The organism is Variovorax sp. MPBD4-3, assembly GCF_058809745.1.
Genome location: NZ_JBXASW010000030.1, coordinates 22891 through 37341, shown reverse-complemented (window position 1 = coordinate 37341; position 14451 = coordinate 22891). Strand labels below are relative to the sequence as shown.

The 14451-nt window shown below is 68.5% G+C and carries 14 protein-coding genes; 7 read left to right on the top strand and 7 right to left on the bottom strand.

The window, feature by feature from the left end:
- Window positions 1-79: 79 nt before the first annotated feature.
- From AC1RVW_RS18005 to AC1RVW_RS17985, 5 genes are all read right to left on the bottom strand, one after another.
- The gene (locus AC1RVW_RS18005) at window positions 80-418 is read right to left on the bottom strand and encodes a hypothetical protein (protein ID WP_106936516.1); all 339 of its coding nucleotides are present in this window, start codon (window positions 416-418) and stop codon (window positions 80-82) included.
- A gap of 157 nt (window positions 419-575) precedes the next feature.
- On the bottom strand, window positions 576-1970 hold the full coding sequence (locus AC1RVW_RS18000) for a sensor histidine kinase (RefSeq protein ID WP_493201526.1): 1395 nt from the start codon (window positions 1968-1970) through the stop codon (window positions 576-578).
- A 67-nt stretch (window positions 1971-2037) separates the two neighbouring features.
- On the bottom strand, window positions 2038-2694 hold the full coding sequence (locus AC1RVW_RS17995) for a response regulator (protein WP_081267495.1): 657 nt from the start codon (window positions 2692-2694) through the stop codon (window positions 2038-2040).
- Between the two features lie 156 nt (window positions 2695-2850).
- Window positions 2851-3981 carry a winged helix DNA-binding domain-containing protein gene (locus AC1RVW_RS17990; RefSeq protein ID WP_493201524.1) on the bottom strand — a complete coding sequence of 377 codons (1131 nt, stop codon included), beginning with the start codon at window positions 3979-3981 and terminating at the stop codon, window positions 2851-2853.
- Window positions 3948-4781 (bottom strand): pseudouridine synthase, encoded by an 834-nt coding sequence (locus AC1RVW_RS17985; RefSeq protein ID WP_493201522.1) that lies wholly within the window; start codon window positions 4779-4781, stop codon window positions 3948-3950. The genes AC1RVW_RS17990 and AC1RVW_RS17985 overlap by 34 nt, the downstream gene beginning before the upstream one ends.
- An 83-nt stretch (window positions 4782-4864) precedes the next feature.
- Between AC1RVW_RS17985 and AC1RVW_RS17980 the strand changes: the two genes are divergently transcribed.
- The 6 genes from AC1RVW_RS17980 (at window position 4865) to AC1RVW_RS17955 (ending at window position 11190) form a co-directional block, all read left to right on the top strand.
- A complete protein-coding gene (locus tag AC1RVW_RS17980) occupies window positions 4865-5944 on the top strand; it encodes a bifunctional nicotinamide-nucleotide adenylyltransferase/Nudix hydroxylase (protein WP_106936512.1) in 1080 nt (359 codons plus the stop codon).
- Between the two features lie 65 nt (window positions 5945-6009).
- Complete coding sequence (locus tag AC1RVW_RS17975; RefSeq protein ID WP_493201520.1) at window positions 6010-7455, top strand: nicotinate phosphoribosyltransferase; 1446 nt, start codon at window positions 6010-6012, stop codon at window positions 7453-7455.
- Window positions 7456-7794: 339 nt separating this feature from the next.
- Window positions 7795-8940 carry an MGDG synthase family glycosyltransferase gene (locus tag AC1RVW_RS17970; protein ID WP_493201518.1) on the top strand — a complete coding sequence of 382 codons (1146 nt, stop codon included), beginning with the start codon at window positions 7795-7797 and terminating at the stop codon, window positions 8938-8940.
- Window positions 8937-9428, top strand: a complete 492-nt coding sequence (locus AC1RVW_RS17965; protein ID WP_106936510.1) for a hypothetical protein — start codon at window positions 8937-8939, stop codon at window positions 9426-9428. The genes AC1RVW_RS17970 and AC1RVW_RS17965 overlap by 4 nt, the downstream gene beginning before the upstream one ends.
- A complete protein-coding gene (locus AC1RVW_RS17960; protein WP_493201516.1) occupies window positions 9425-9973 on the top strand; it encodes a tyrosine-protein phosphatase in 549 nt (182 codons plus the stop codon). The genes AC1RVW_RS17965 and AC1RVW_RS17960 overlap by 4 nt, the downstream gene beginning before the upstream one ends.
- 86 nt (window positions 9974-10059) lie before the next feature.
- On the top strand, window positions 10060-11190 hold the full coding sequence (locus AC1RVW_RS17955) for a zinc-binding dehydrogenase (RefSeq protein WP_493201514.1): 1131 nt from the start codon (window positions 10060-10062) through the stop codon (window positions 11188-11190).
- A gap of 67 nt (window positions 11191-11257) precedes the next feature.
- Here AC1RVW_RS17955 and fusA read toward each other — a convergent pair whose 3' ends face one another.
- On the bottom strand, window positions 11258-13276 hold the full coding sequence (fusA, locus tag AC1RVW_RS17950; RefSeq protein WP_493201512.1) for an elongation factor G: 2019 nt from the start codon (window positions 13274-13276) through the stop codon (window positions 11258-11260).
- A gap of 337 nt (window positions 13277-13613) precedes the next feature.
- On the opposite strand from fusA, the gene AC1RVW_RS17945 reads away from it, so the two are divergent.
- Window positions 13614-13754: a hypothetical protein gene (locus AC1RVW_RS17945; protein ID WP_493201510.1), complete on the top strand. Its 141-nt coding sequence runs from the start codon at window positions 13614-13616 to the stop codon at window positions 13752-13754.
- Here AC1RVW_RS17945 and kdpE read toward each other — a convergent pair.
- Window positions 13751-14449, bottom strand: coding sequence for a two-component system response regulator KdpE (kdpE, locus tag AC1RVW_RS17940; protein WP_493201509.1), 699 nt, complete (start codon window positions 14447-14449; stop codon window positions 13751-13753). The two genes, AC1RVW_RS17945 and kdpE, sit on opposite strands and share 4 nt — an antisense overlap.
- Window positions 14450-14451 lie beyond the last annotated feature (2 nt).

Below are 14451 nucleotides of genomic sequence, written 5' to 3'. Positions count from 1 at the left end.
CATCCTGCTGCAGATACACAAAGCCGCAGCGAACGCGAACAGGCGCCCGTCGCGGGCGCCATCATCGGCGCGACGGCGCTCAGCTGCCGCTGCCCGACTTCACCATCGGCAGCGAGGTCGATTGCCCGATCGGCTCGGTGCCGGTCGGGTGCGACGCCGCATAGGCGCCGGCCTGGATGTCGGCCACCGGCATCGTCGAATTCATCGCGGGTGCGCTGGTCGACTGGCCGATCGGCTCGGTGCCGCTCGGGCGGGCAGCAGCCATCGCGCCGGCCTGCACATCGGGGTTCGTGGGCGAGTTCATCTGCAGCGGATGGAAGTCCGAACCATCGGTGGTTTCGGCCGATGCGGTAACCGCGCCCATCGCTGCCAGCGCAGCAAGGGAACCGACGGCGAGAAGCTTGAGGGAAGTACGCATGGTGTGTTCTCCTGAGGGCATGTTGTCTCCGGCCTCGTGCCATCGCGCGAACTGCGCGTGGCAGGACCTGAACGCACTCTAGGCACGCCATCTGAGTTGAACGTGAGCGAAGAGTTAGGCGCGGATGAGTGAGCGCGCCGCGCGCCGGCCTTCGCACTCAGTGCGAAAGAGGCGCGGCCGGCGACGGCGGCAGATGCACGCGCGCCCTCAGTCCCGGGCCGTCTTCGCGGTTGTGCAGCTCGATGCGCAAGCCGTGCCGCTCCGCCGCCGTGCGGGCAATGGCCAGCCCCAGGCCGCTGCCGCCCGCCGCCGCGCCCGGCACGCGGAAGAAGCGGTCGAACACGCGGCCCATCATGGCCTTGGGAATGCCGGGGCCGTTGTCGAGCACGTCGACCACCGCATGGCCGCCGAACTGGTGCAGCTTCACGTCGACCACGCCGCCTTCGGGCGCATAGCGCAGCGCGTTGTCGATCAGGTTGTCGAACACGCTGCGCAGCTCGGCCGCTGGCGCCACCACCACTGCCGCGATGCCGCCCTCGAAGCCGATGTCCACGCGCCGCGCATCGGCCAGCACCATGAGCTGGCTCACGCTCTCGCGCAGCAGCACTTCGATGTCGACACGCTCGCCGGCAGTGCTGCGCTGCGGCGCGTCCTGGCGCGACAGGTTGAGCAGCTGCTCGATCAGGTGCTGCGCGCGCGTGACACCGGCTTCGAGCTGGTTGAAGCGCTCGGTCGCCTCGCCGGCCGGCACGTGGGCGCGCAGGTTCTCGATCTGCAGGCCGATGGCGGCCATCGGCGTGCGCAGCTCGTGCGCCGCGTCCTGCACGAAGCGGCGCTGCGTGGCGAAGGCGCTGCGCACGCGCGACAGCAGGTTGTTGAAGGCGCCCACCAGCGGTGCGATCTCCTCGGGCACGCGCGACAGCGACAGCTCGGTGGGGCTGCGCTCGTCCTGCGAGGCCACGTCGCGCGCCACCGCGCGCAGCGAGCGCGAGGCGGCCGACACGATGATCCACAGGATCAGCAGCGCGAGCGGCAGCAGCAGCGTGATCGGCAGGCCTTCGAGCAATGCGCGGCGCAGGGCGCGGCGGCGGCGGTAGTCCTCGTTCTGCAGCACCTGCACGCGCGGCTGGTCGGCGCGCGGGCCGGGCTCGGCGGTGAACACGCGCCAGCTCGACTGCGAATGCGCGCCCGTGCTCACGTCGCTGAAGCCCGCGCGCGACTGCAGCGGCACCGCCAGCACCGGCCACGAACTGGCGCGCAGCGTGTGGCCGTCGGGGCTCCATATCTGCACGATGAAGGCGCCGCGCGAGAACGCCGCCTCGCCGTCCATGGGGCGCGGGATCTTGAGCGGGTCGCTGCCCGCGTACGACTCGGCCACCAGGCGCATCTGGTCGTCCAGCGCGTTGTGCACGAGGTTGCCGTAGGCCACGAAGGAGAACCACGCCGTCAGCACCGCGGCGCCCAGGTGCAGCGTGATGAGCCACAGCAGCAGCTGCGTGCGCAGCGAATGCGGCCGCCACCAGCGGCCGCTGCCACGGTCTGCGCCGGTCATGGGCCCCGGGTCCGTTCGCGAAACGCCGCAGCGATACGAAGTGCGCGAAGCTTGGGGGCGCGCCTCATCATGCAACCACGCGCCAGCCCAGGCCGCGGACGTTGCGGATCGCATCGGCGCCCAGCTTGCGGCGCATGCCGTGGATCAGCACGTCGATCGCATTGCTGGTGACCTCTTCTCCCCAGCCGTAGATGCGGTTCTCCAGCTGTTCGCGCGAGAGGATGGCGCCGGGGCGCTCCAGCAGCGCGTGCAGCAGCGCGAACTCGCGCGCGGTGAGCGCTTCGCGCTCGCCGTTGACCACCACTTCGCGCGTGGTGAGGTCCAGCTGCAGCGTGGCGCTGCCGACCAGCGAATGCGCGGCGCCGTCGCGCCGCCGCACCACGGCGCGCATGCGCGCGAGCAGCTCGCGGAATTCGAAGGGCTTGAGCAGGTAGTCGTCGGCGCCGAGGTCGAGGCTGTGGATGCGGTCGTCGAGGCCGTCGCGGGCGGTGAGCACCAGCACCGGCGTGGCGTCGCCGCGTTCGCGGGCGCGGCGCAGCACCTCGGTGCCGTCCTGCCTGGGCAGGCCGAGGTCGAGCAGCACGCAGGTGTAGCCGCCGTCGCCCAGGGCGCTTTGCGCGAGCTCGCCGTCGCGCACCCAATCCGCGGACCAGCCCGCGCCCTCGAGCGCCTGCTTGAGGCTGCGCCCGATCATTTCGTCATCTTCCACCAGCAGAACGCGCATTGCGGCGACTCCTTCGGCCGCAAGGTAGCACGCGACCGGGATGATCGGAAGAGCCTGCGCCGTGGCGCAGAGTAGGTGGGAATACTTAGACGCAGCTTAGGCGGCGGGTGCATCGCGGGGGCAATCGCGCGGGGCAACGGCGCGCCGCGGCAATGCTCAGGCCATGCGCACGGCGTGGCGTTCGCCCTCGCCGTCAGACGCGAAGGCCAGCAGGCCGAGGGCCTCGCTCTCCACCGCGGCGCGGTCGGCCTTCGACCAGCGTGCGAAGGGCTCCAGCAGCACGGCGGCGATGTTCTTTTTCTTCTCGCGCTCGATCTTCCAGACGCCCGCCACGAAACCGTCGAGCAGCACCGTGCCGCGCACGATGCCGTTGGCGGTGAACACGCGCGCACGGTTCGCCTCGCTCAGCACGCGGGCGCGATCGGCATGCGAGAGCAGCAGGTTGTCCCACTCGGCCACGAGGCGCGGCGGCGCGGGCGTGCCGGGGTCGGGCCGGGGCGCGCGGGGCAGGTCGAAGAACTCCTGCCCGTCTTCGCCCACGAACACGCGCAGCCGGGGCCGCAGGCGCTCGGCGACGGCCTTCCAGCCGGTGAGGCCCGACCATGCGCCGGCATCGGCCAGCGTGGCGGGGCCGAAGGCGGCGAGGTAGCGCAGCAGCAGGTCGTCCTGGGTGGCGGGAGCGGCATCGGCCGCCGCATCCCCGAGCCAGTCGCCAAGGGGCTGCAGCAGCGCGCTCTGGTGCGAGTTCCAGGTGCCCGCCGGCGGCAGGTGCGCGAGCGGCAGGCTGTTGCGGATCAGCGCGGCGAGCGAGGCGCTCTCGCGGCCCGGCCAGCGCAGCCCGAGGGCCTGCCCGAGTTCGGCGCCGGTGCGCGGCAGCTCGGCGAGCAGCGTGCGTCCGGCCTCGACCACCGCCGCGCGGTCGATGCCGTCGAGCGCCTTCTTGTGATTGCTGCCCTGCAGGCCACGCTGATGCACCGGCTCCAGCAGCGGGCGCCATGCCAGCGCGTCGCGCGCGCTCATCAGGTGCAGGGTGCCGCGCAGGGTCGACATGCGCACGATGCGCCGCTTGTGCAATGCATCGGTCAGCTGCTCGCGCCGGAAGCCTTCGAGCCGGCTCCAGAGGCCGATGTAGGGCGGGTTGGGTGCCTGCGCCTGCAGACCGGCCAGCCGCTCGACGGCCTGCGTCGCCGTGAGGCTGCGCCGCGCCAGCAGCATCTGCCGCGCCAGCGTGGCGCGGTTCAGCGCGCGCAGGCTCAGAACTTCTCGTGCGGCGCCAGGTATCGCCATTGCCCCACCGGCAGGTTGCCCAGCATGACCTTGCCGATGCGCACCCGCTTCAGGCCCACCACCTTCAGGCCGACCAGTTCGCACATGCGGCGGATCTGCCGCTTCTTGCCTTCGGTGAGCACGAAGCGCAGCTGCTCGGGGTTCTGCCATTCGACCCGCGCGGGCTTCAGCGCCTGGCCGTCGAGGCTCAGGCCGTGGCGCAGCTTCGCGAGCATGGCCGGCGGAAACACCGCCTGCACGTTGGTCGTGACGGGGTCGTCGTCGTCCATGCGCACCAGCTGGCCGGTGGGCGCGGGCTGGCCCAGGCCGTGGTAGGCCACGCGCACCAGGTATTCCTTCTCCATCACCGAGTCTTCGCCGATGAGCTGGCGCGCGATGCGGCCGTCCTGCGTCATGACCAGCAGGCCGATGGAGTCGATGTCGAGCCGGCCGCACGGCGCCAGGCCGCGCAGCTGCTGCGGGCTGAAGAAGAAGCGCGCGTTGTCTTCGGCCCAGCGGTTCTGCGGCGTGAACAGCGTGACCGCCGGTTCATGCCCGTCCTCTGCCTGGCTGCTCACATAGCCGATGGGCTTGTTGATGAGGATGGTGACCTGGTTCGCCTGCTGGCCCCTGGCGGCCTTGTCGATCTCGATGCGGTCGGACGGCGTGACCTTCACGCCCATCTCGGCCGGCCTGCCGTTGACCTTCACCCAGCCGTTGGCGATCCATTCGTCGGCCTCGCGGCGCGAGCACATTTTCAGTTCGGCCATGCGCTTGTTCAGGCGCACGGCATCTGCGGGGGGAGAAGAGGGCTCGGTCATCGGAAGGCTTGATCAATGTGCGGCACCGATGCTATCCTGAACGCAAGCGCGAGCTGATCGCGCCCTTTTTGGGGGATTCCCAAGTGAACACGCAAAACGCACGCAAGTACCAGTACGCCATCGTCATCGGGCGCTTCCAGCCCGTTCATTTCGGACATCAACGACTCATCGAAGAGGCCTCGCGCGCCGCCGATCGGGTCATCGTGGTGGTCGGCTCCGACCGGCAGCCGCGCAGCGTCAAGAACCCCTTCACCTTCGACGAACGCGAACGCATGGTGCGCGCCTGCCTGCGCAGCAGCGACCAGATGCGCGTGAGCGTGGTCGGCGTGGGCGACTCGCCCTACAACGACCAGATCTGGATCGCGTCGATCCAGTCGGCAGTCGAGCGGCTCATCGCGCAGGACGGCCATGCACCGGCCAAGGCCAGGGTGGCGCTGGTGGGACACCTGAAGGACGCATCGAGCTACTACCTGAAGATGTTCCCGCACTGGGAGTTCGTCGGGCAGAACAGCGTGGAGAGCCTCAACGCCACCGACGTGCGCAGCCTCTACTTCGACCCCGAGAACCGCGGGCAGCTCGCGCGCGCCGACCTGCCCGACGGCACGGCCGCGTTCCTCGACCAGTTCACCCGCACCGCCGACTACGCCGAGCTTTGCGAAGAGCGCGCCTTCCTCGTCGACTACCGCGACAAGTACCGCTACGCGGGCAGCGACTTTCCGCCCATCTACACCACGGTCGACGCCGTCGTGGTCGAGGCCGGCCACATCCTGCTGGTGCAGCGCAAGTTCCATCCCGGCAAGGGCACGTGGGCGCTGCCCGGCGGCTTCGTCGGCCAGCAGGAGCGGCTGCAGGACGCGGCCATCCGCGAGCTGAAGGAAGAGACCCGCCTCAAGGTGCCCGTGCCCGTGCTCAACGGCAGCATGAAGGCCAGCCATGTGTTCGACGCGCCCGACCGCTCGCAGCGCGGGCGCACCATCACGCACGGCTTCTTCTTCGAGCTGGCGCACAACCAGTGGACCGGCCTTTCGGAAGTGCGCGCCGACGACGACGCGGCCGAGGTGCGCTGGGTGCCCATTGCCGAGTTCCTCGACATGCAGGACCGCATCTACGAAGACCACTTCTTCATCGCGAATCATTTTTTGGGTGGCCTGGGCAAGAACTGAACGACCAGGCTTTGTCAGCAAGAACGGCCCCGGTTGACGGGTGCCACAGTGAAAGGAGCTTTCACATGAACCGCAATCTCACCTCCTCGCCCCTGGGCAACAACCTGCTGCTTCGCACCGACTCCTACAAGGTGTCGCACTGGATGCAGTACCCGCCCGGCACGCAGACGGTGTACAGCTACATCGAGTCGCGCGGCGGCATCTTCAGCCACTCGCTGTTCTTCGGCCTGCAGGCCTACCTGCGCGAATACCTGCAGACGCCGGTGACGCGCGACGACGTGGAAGAAGCCGCCCTGCTCATGGCCGCGCACGGCGAGCCCTTCAACCGCGAAGGCTGGCTGCGGCTGATCGAGAAGCACGGCGGGCTGATGCCGGTGCGCATCCGCGCCGTGCCCGAAGGCAGCGTGACGCCGGTGCACAACGTGCTCGCGACCATCGAGAACACCGACCCCGAGTTCTTCTGGGTGACGAGCTTTCTCGAGACCGAGCTGCTGCGCGCCATCTGGTACCCGACCACGGTGGCCACGCTGTCGGCCGCCGCGCGCACCACGCTGCTGCGCTACCTGGAAGCGACCTGCGACGACCCGCAGGGGCAGATCGCCTTCCGGCTGCACGACTTCGGCGCGCGCGGCGTGTCGAGCCTCGAATCGGCCGCGCTCGGCGGCATGGCCCACCTGGTGAACTTCATGGGCACCGACACGCTCGCTGCGCTGGTCGCGGCGCGCCGGTACTACGACTGCGACGTGGCGGGCTTCTCGATTCCCGCGGCGGAGCACAGCACCATCACGGGCTGGGGCCACGAGCATGAAGCCGATGCGTACAGCAACATGGTCGACCAGTTCGGCAAGCCAGGCGCCACTTTTGCGGTGGTGAGCGACAGCTACGACATCTTCAATGCCTGCGCGCGCATCTGGGGTGGCGAGCTGAAGGCGAAGGTGGTGGCCTCGGGCGCGACGCTGGTGGTGCGGCCGGACTCGGGCGACCCGGCCGAGACCACGCTGAAGGTGGCGCAGATCCTGGCCGAGCGCTTCGGCACGACGACCAACGCGAAGGGCTTCCGCGTGCTGAACAACGTGCGCATCATCCAGGGCGACGGCGTGAATCTCGATTCGCTGCGGCTGTGCCTGTCGAACTTCTTCCACAACGGTTTCTCGACGGAGAACATCTCCTTCGGCATGGGCGGCGGGCTGCTGCAGCAGGTCAACCGCGACACGATGCAGTGGGCGATGAAGTGCTCGGCGATGCAGGTGAACGGCGAGTGGCGCGACGTGTACAAGTCGCCCGTGGGGGACATGGGCAAGGCTTCGAAGAAGGGGCGTCTTGCGCTGGTGCGCGGTGCGAACGGCGTCGAAAGCACTGTGCGTGAAGAGACGCTGGCGGCAGGCCAGGCCGACTTGCTGCAGACGGTGTTCGAGAACGGGCGCATCGTGGAGAGCACCACTTTCGATGCTGTTCGCGAGCGGGCTGCTGCGGGGGTGAACCAGTTCATCACTTCTCGGGCGCCTCTTTAGGCTTTTGGTTCATTCGTTCATTCGTTCAGGGCGGGTGCACAGGGCACCGGGTACTCCCCTCCGCGAATGTCCCCCGCCCTTCGGGCTCCTCCTTTATTTCGCTGCGGGGAGCACCCGACGCCCTGTGCACAACGGGCGCTGCCGTCGTGCCGCTCAATCAACAGGTGCTCTGAACGATCACGCCGATGGGGTGCCTTGCCCAGCGAAATAAAGGAGGAGGCCGCAGGCCGGGGGACATTCGCGGAGCAAGGTACCCCGTCGGCGTGAGCGAGCCCTGAACAACAGCTGGAAAAGCACTGCCACAAGGCATCGCCATAATCCGCGCAAATCCCGGATTTCATGACCAAACTCCTGATCCTCAGCGTGAGCGCCGGCAACGGCCACGTGCGTGCAGCACAGGCGCTTGCCGCCACCGCCCAGACCCTCGCCCCGCCCTGCACGGCGGTCCACATCGATGCGATGGCCCATGTGGCCGGCGGCTTTCGCAAGGTCTACACCGACTGGTACATCCAGCTCGTGAACCGGGCCCCCGAGCTGTGGTCTTACCTGCACCAGCGCACCGACACCACGCCGCACCACGCACCATCGCAACGCCTGCGCCGCGGCATCGAGCGGCTGAGCACCGGCGCGCTCGTGAAGGAAATCCGCCGCGAGCAGCCCGACGCCGTCATCTGCACCCACTTCCTGCCCGCGGAACTGCTGATGCGCGAACGCAACCGCGGCCGCATCGACTACCCCGTGTGGCTGCAGATCACCGATTACGACCTGCACAACATGTGGCTCGTGCCGGGCATGACCGGCTACCTTGCCGCCACGGAAGAAGTGGCCTTCCGCCTGCGGGCGCGCGGCATTCCGGCGGACCGCATCCACGTCACCGGCATCCCCGTGATGCCGGCCTTCTCCGAGCCCGATGCACCGGCGCTCGCGCGCAACGCCTGCGCGGCCGAACTGGGCCTCGATCCTTCGCGGCCGGTGCTGCTGATGGCCTCGGGCGGTGCGGGCGTGGGCGACCTGCCGAGCATGGTCGAGCGCGTGCTCGGCCTCGGCGGGGAAGGCAACTTCCAGGTCATTGCCGTGGCGGGCCGCAAAGTGGAGGCATACGGCAAGCTCGAGGCGCTGGCCAGGCGCCACCCGGGGCGCGTGGTCGCCGTCGGCTTCACCAACGAAATGCACAAGATGATGGCCGCGTCCGACCTCGTCGTCACCAAGCCGGGCGGGCTCACGGTGTCGGAATGCCTGGCGCTGGGCAAGCCGATGCTGCTGATCTCGCCCATCCCCGGGCAGGAAGAGCACAACGCCGGCTTCCTGATGGAAGAAGGCGCCGCATGGCTGGCCTACGACGCCATCGGCCTCGACTACAAAGTGGCGCGCCTGATGGCCGACACCGCCAAGCTCGCGAACATGGCCGCCCGCAGCCGCGCGCTGGGCAAGCCGCAGGCGGCGCGCGCGGTGCTGCAACACGTTCTGTCGGGCAGCGCCGCATGAGCCGCGACACCGAAAACACCGGCGTGGGCCGCACGCTCGGCTATCTCGCCTGGGTGGCCGTCATGGCCTTCTTCTTCGCCAATGCCGAGATCCAGATCGAAGGCGGCGCCGGCTGGGCCACGTCGCTGCCGACCTGGCGCATCGAGAACAGCATCTGGCTCGACATCTTCTGGGGCGGCCGCGCGATGACGGGCTACCACGCATGGGTGTTCACCTTCATGGCGCTGGTGTTCTTCTCGCCGCTGGCCTTCAACGGCCGCTGGACATGGCGCAACGTCGGGCTCGCGGTGGCGGGGCTGATCGTGTTCTGGGTCTGCGAGGACTTTCTCTGGTTCATCATCAACCCGGCCTTCGGCTGGGCGCGCTTCAACCCGGTCGACGCGTTCTGGCACAAGCACTGGCTGTGGGGCGCGCCGGTCGACTACTGGGGCGGCCTCGCGGTGGCGCTGCTGATCCTCACGGTGCGGCACTGGAAGCGCAAGCCATGAGCGCGGCTGGCGGCGACGACCACGAAACGCGCCCCGGCCACTGGGCCGACCCGCTCGACGAACTGCGGGTGGAGAATCTGCACCGCATCACGCCCACGCTGTACCGCAGCGCGCAGCCCCGGCGCGCCGACATGCCTGCGCTGCGGTCGCTCGGCATCCGCACCGTGGTGAGCCTGCGCTCGTTCAACGACGACAAGAAGGTGTTCGCCGGCACCGGCATGCGGCTGGTGCGCGTGCCGATCAACACCTGGTCCATCGACGACGCCAAGGTGCTGCGCGCGCTGCTCGCCATCCGCGAGGCGCAGAAGCAGGGCCCGGTGCTGATCCACTGCATGCACGGCGCCGACCGCACCGGCGTGATCGCAGCGGTCTACCGCATGGCCGTGCAGGACTGGGACAAGGACAGCGCACGCCACGAGATGCTGCGCGGCGGCTACGGCTATCACACGCTGTGGCGCAACATCCCGCGCTACATCGAGCGGCTCGACCCCGCGAAGATGCGCCGCGCGCTGGCGCATGCCCCCGTGATTCCCGTGGTGTCCTGAAGGCGCCAGCGGCTTCCGTACCCCGCTCCTATACTGGCCGCCCCGTGGCCGATGGCCATCTGCGAAGCTTCACGAAGGGCTCTTCCATGGCACTCCAAATCCGCTCCCTCGTTCGCGCGAACGGCGAACTCGAACTCTCTCTGCACGACGATCCGATCCCCGAGCCGCAGGCCCACGAAGTGGTGATCCGCGTCGAGGCGTCGCCCCTGAATCCGTCGGACCTGGGCCTACTGTTCGGCGCCGCCGACATGAGCACCGCCAAGGCCTCGGGCACGCCCGAGCGCCCGGTCGTCACCGCCACCGTGCCCGAGCGCGCGCTCCCCGCGATGGCGGCGCGGCTCGACCAGTCGATGCCGGTCGGCAACGAAGGCGCGGGCGTGGTGGTCAAGGCCGGATCGTCGCCGGCCGCGCAGGCGCTGCTCGGCAAGACCGTGGCGGCCATCGGCGGCGCGATGTACTCGCAATACCGCTGCCTCGCCGCCGCCCAGTGCCTGGAACTGCCGGACGGCACCACGCCGGCCGAAGGCGCATCCTGCTTCGTCAATCCGCTGACCTCGCTGAGCATGGTCGAGACCATGCGCATGGAGGGCCACAAGGCGCTGGTGCACACGGCCGCCGCGTCCAACCTGGGCCAGATGCTCAACAAGATCTGCCAGAAGGACGGCATCGCGCTCGTCAACATCGTGCGCAAGCAGGAGCAGGAAGACCTGCTGCGCGGCCTGGGCGCGAAATACGTGTGCAACGCGACCTCGCCCACCTTCCTGGAAGACCTCGCGCAGGCACTGGTGGAGACCGGCGCCACGCTGGCCTTCGACGCCACCGGCGGCGGCAAGCTCGCCGGGCAGATCCTCGGCTGCATGGAAGCGGCGCTGAACCGCACCGCCAAGGAATACAGCCGCTACGGCTCGACCACGCACAAGCAGGTGTACATCTACGGCGGCCTTGATCGCTCTCCCACCGAATTCGTGCGCAACTTCGGCATGGCGTGGGGCATGGGCGGGTGGCTGCTGTTCCCGTTCCTCGGGAAGCTCGGCGATGCCGGTACGCAGCGCCTGAAGGCACGGGTCGTCGCCGAATTGAAGACGACGTTTGCCAGCAAGTACACGCGCGAGGTGTCGCTGGTGGAGATGCTGCAGCTCGATGCGATCGGGGTTTATGGCAAGCAGGCTACCGGTGAGAAGTTCTTGTTGAATCCCAACAAGGGCGTTGCAGCCTGACCTGAGGCCTTCGAACACGCCCAAGAAAAAAGGGGCGGCCCCAACAAAGGACCGCCCCTGAGGCCTGTCAGCTCTTCAAAAGCCCGGCCGTTTCACTCGCAGGCGCCACTGCATAGTGGTCGAACTGCATCGTGTACTGTGCGCGGCCCGAAGACAGCGCGCGCAGATTGCCGATGTAGCCGAACATTTCCTTCAGCGGCACATGCGCATCGACGACGGCCGCGTTGCCGCGCACCGACTGGCCACGGACCACGCCGCGCCGCCGGTGCAGGTCACCGATGCAATCACCGAGGTAGTCGGCGGGCGCGATGACTTCCACCGCCATCACCGGCTCCAGCAACTGCGGCGCTGCTTTCGCGGCCGCTTCGCGGAACGCCGCCGCAGCGGCCAGTTCGAACGCCATCGCCGAGGAGTCGCTCTCGTGATGGCTGCCATCCACCAGCGTGGCCATGAAGTCCACGCACGGGAATCCGGCAACCACGCCGGATTGCGCAGCGCGGCGAATGCCGGCCTCGACTGCGGGAATGAACTCGCGCGGAATGGCGCCGCCCACCACCTGGCTCTCGAATGCAATGCCGTCACCGCGCGAACGCGGCGCGATGCGCAGCGTCAGTTCCGCAAACTGGCCGGGGCCGCCGTTCTGCTTCCTATGCACATGGTGCACCTCCGTTTCTCGCGACAAGGTTTCACGGTAGGCGACCTGAGGCCGTCCCACCGACACTTCGACGCCGTATTTCGCGCGCAACTTCTCGACGGACACATCGAGCTGCAACTCGCCCATGCCCGACAGGATCGTCTGACCCGACTCGGCGTCCTGACGCAAGCGCAGGCTCGGGTCTTCCCGCAGCATGGCCTGCAGCGCCTTCGACAGCGCCTGCTGGTCGGCCTGTGCCTTCGGCTCGATCGCGACGTGGATCACCGGCTCGGGCACGCTGATCTCTTCCAGCAGGACCGGATGGTTCCGGTCGCACAGCGTGTTGCCGGTCAACGTGTCCTTCAGCCCGACGATCGCGGCGATGTCGCCCGCCACGAGTTCTTCGCGCTCGATGCGGTCGTCCGCATGCACCTCGTACAGCCGCGTCGCGCGTTCCGTGCGTCCCGTCGTCGCGTTCAGCACCGTGTCGCCACGGCGCAGCCGGCCGCCGTAGACACGCACGAACACCATCGCGCCGTGGTCGTCGCTGGCGACCTTGAACGCCAACGCCGAGAACGGCGCCTCGGAGTCGCATGGAGTCGCCACTTCGCCCGGCATCGGCAGCCAGTCGACAACCGCGTCGAGCAGCGGCTCCACGCCGCGGTTGCGGAATGCCGAGCCCGCGAGCACAGGCACGAAGGCGCTGGCCAGCACGGCCTTGCGGATGCACGCGCGCAGCACGTCGGACGAAGGCTCATTGCCGTTCAGGTAAGCCTCCATGGCCGCGTCGTCCTGCTCGACCGCAAGCTCCACGAGCCGAGTTCGATGGCGCTGAGCCGAAGCCAGCAGATCGACGGGCACGGCAGTCACGCGGCAGGGCTCGCTTGCGTCGTCCTTGTCCCAGACGAGCGCACGCATACCGACCAGATCGACCACGCCACGGAAGCTGCCTTCCGCGCCGATGGGCAATTGCACCGCCACGGCCTTCACGCCCAGGCGTTCTTCCATCATGGCAACCACGCGTGGGAAGTCCGCGCCGAGGCGGTCGAGCTTGTTGACGAAAGCGATGCGCGGCACGCGGTACTTGTCCGCGAGGCGCCAGTTCGTTTCGGTCTGCGGCTCCACGCCGGCCACGCCGTCGAACACGACGACCGCGCCATCGAGCACGCGCAGCGAGCGGTTCACCTCGATGTTGAAATCGATGTGGCCGGGCGTGTCGATGAGGTTGATCTGCGTCGCGTTCCAGTGGACCGTGATGGCCGCGCTGCTGATGGTGATGCCGCGCTTCTGCTCCTGCGGATCGAAGTCCATGCGCGCCGTGCCGCTGCTGACGTCGCCGATGCGATGGCTCTCGCCGGCATAGAACAGGATGCGTTCGGTGGTCGTGGTCTTGCCCGCATCGACGTGGGCAATGATGCCGATGTTGCGGAGGTTTCTGGATTTCGGGTTCATGGCGAATCTTTCTTTTCTCTGGATCGAGGCACGCGCTCTTTCGCGCAGTGCTTCGAAGGCCTGGTTGGCATGTGCGCCAGCCCCAGGCAAAAGATTCGCCCGGGAGGCTAGCGACGAACGGTGTCGTGCAAGGTGCTGATGCGGCGGCCGGAGCCCGGGCGCACGGTGTCCACGCTCCGGCGGAGGCGAATCGTGGCGATCAGCTTGTCGTAGGTACGCATGGCGTGTTGAACGATTGGATGTACGGAAAAACAAAACCCCGGAGGGACGGAGCCTGCCGGGGTTTTCAAGACCGGAAGGCGCAACGCCTTCCGAACGCGATCGAGGGCGATGTCAGGTGGCGATGCTCGCCTCGATGGCTTGGATGAATTTCATGGTGGGCGGGATTGTGAAGATGCCGGCGGGCAAAGGCAAGCGCAGCGATGCGCGGTGTTGGTCGAAAGTCACGGTGCTGGGCAAGCAGCCCATCACGCCCTAGACCACCAGCCGATACCCCACCGCCGTCTCCGTCAGCAGATGCTTCGGCTGCGCCGGATCGGCCTCCAGCTTCTGCCGCAGGTGCCCCATGTAGATGCGCAGGTAGTGGCTCTGGTCGGTGTGCGACGGTCCCCACACTTCGCGCAGCAGTTGGCGTTGCGTCAGCACGCGGCCGGCGTTTGCGACCAGCACCGACAGCAGCCGGTATTCGGTGGGCGTCAGGTGCACCTCGACGCCTGAACGCCGCACGAGCCGTGCCGCGCGGTCGAACTCGATCTCGCCGAAGCGGAACAGCGCGTCGGCCGGTTCGTCGTTGCCGCCGCCCGCGGCGCGGGGGCGCCTGAGGTTGGCCCGCACGCGCGCCAGCAGTTCGCCGGTGCCGAAGGGCTTGGTGAGGTAGTCGTCGGCGCCGGCGTCGAGGGCGGCGATCTTGTCGGCCTCGTCGGTGCGCGCCGACAGCACGATGATCGGCACCGCCGACCAGCCGCGCACGTCGCGGATCAGCGAGACGCCGTCGCCGTCGGGCAGGCCGAGGTCGAGCACCAGCAGGTCGGGCTGGCGCGTGCCGGCCGCCGCCAGGCCGTCGCGCAGGGTGCCGGCTTCGTGCACCAGCCAGCCCTCGGCCTCGAGCGCGCCGCGCACGAAGCGGCGGATCTGCGGCTCGTCTTCGATCACGATGGCGGTAGGGGCTGGCATGG

Coding starts and splice junctions, on each gene's coding strand:
- AC1RVW_RS18005 (WP_106936516.1), bottom strand. CDS start 418: ATGCGTACTTCCCTCAAGCTTCTCGCCGTCGGTTCCCTTGCTGCGCTG.
- AC1RVW_RS18000 (WP_493201526.1), bottom strand. CDS start 1,970: ATGACCGGCGCAGACCGTGGCAGCGGCCGCTGGTGGCGGCCGCATTCG.
- AC1RVW_RS17995 (WP_081267495.1), bottom strand. CDS start 2,694: ATGCGCGTTCTGCTGGTGGAAGATGACGAAATGATCGGGCGCAGCCTC.
- AC1RVW_RS17990 (WP_493201524.1), bottom strand. CDS start 3,981: ATGGCGATACCTGGCGCCGCACGAGAAGTTCTGAGCCTGCGCGCGCTG.
- AC1RVW_RS17985 (WP_493201522.1), bottom strand. CDS start 4,781: ATGACCGAGCCCTCTTCTCCCCCCGCAGATGCCGTGCGCCTGAACAAG.
- AC1RVW_RS17975 (WP_493201520.1), top strand. CDS start 6,010: ATGAACCGCAATCTCACCTCCTCGCCCCTGGGCAACAACCTGCTGCTT.
- AC1RVW_RS17970 (WP_493201518.1), top strand. CDS start 7,795: ATGACCAAACTCCTGATCCTCAGCGTGAGCGCCGGCAACGGCCACGTG.
- AC1RVW_RS17965 (WP_106936510.1), top strand. CDS start 8,937: ATGAGCCGCGACACCGAAAACACCGGCGTGGGCCGCACGCTCGGCTAT.
- AC1RVW_RS17960 (WP_493201516.1), top strand. CDS start 9,425: ATGAGCGCGGCTGGCGGCGACGACCACGAAACGCGCCCCGGCCACTGG.
- AC1RVW_RS17955 (WP_493201514.1), top strand. CDS start 10,060: ATGGCACTCCAAATCCGCTCCCTCGTTCGCGCGAACGGCGAACTCGAA.
- fusA (WP_493201512.1), bottom strand. CDS start 13,276: ATGAACCCGAAATCCAGAAACCTCCGCAACATCGGCATCATTGCCCAC.
- kdpE (WP_493201509.1), bottom strand. CDS start 14,449: ATGCCAGCCCCTACCGCCATCGTGATCGAAGACGAGCCGCAGATCCGC.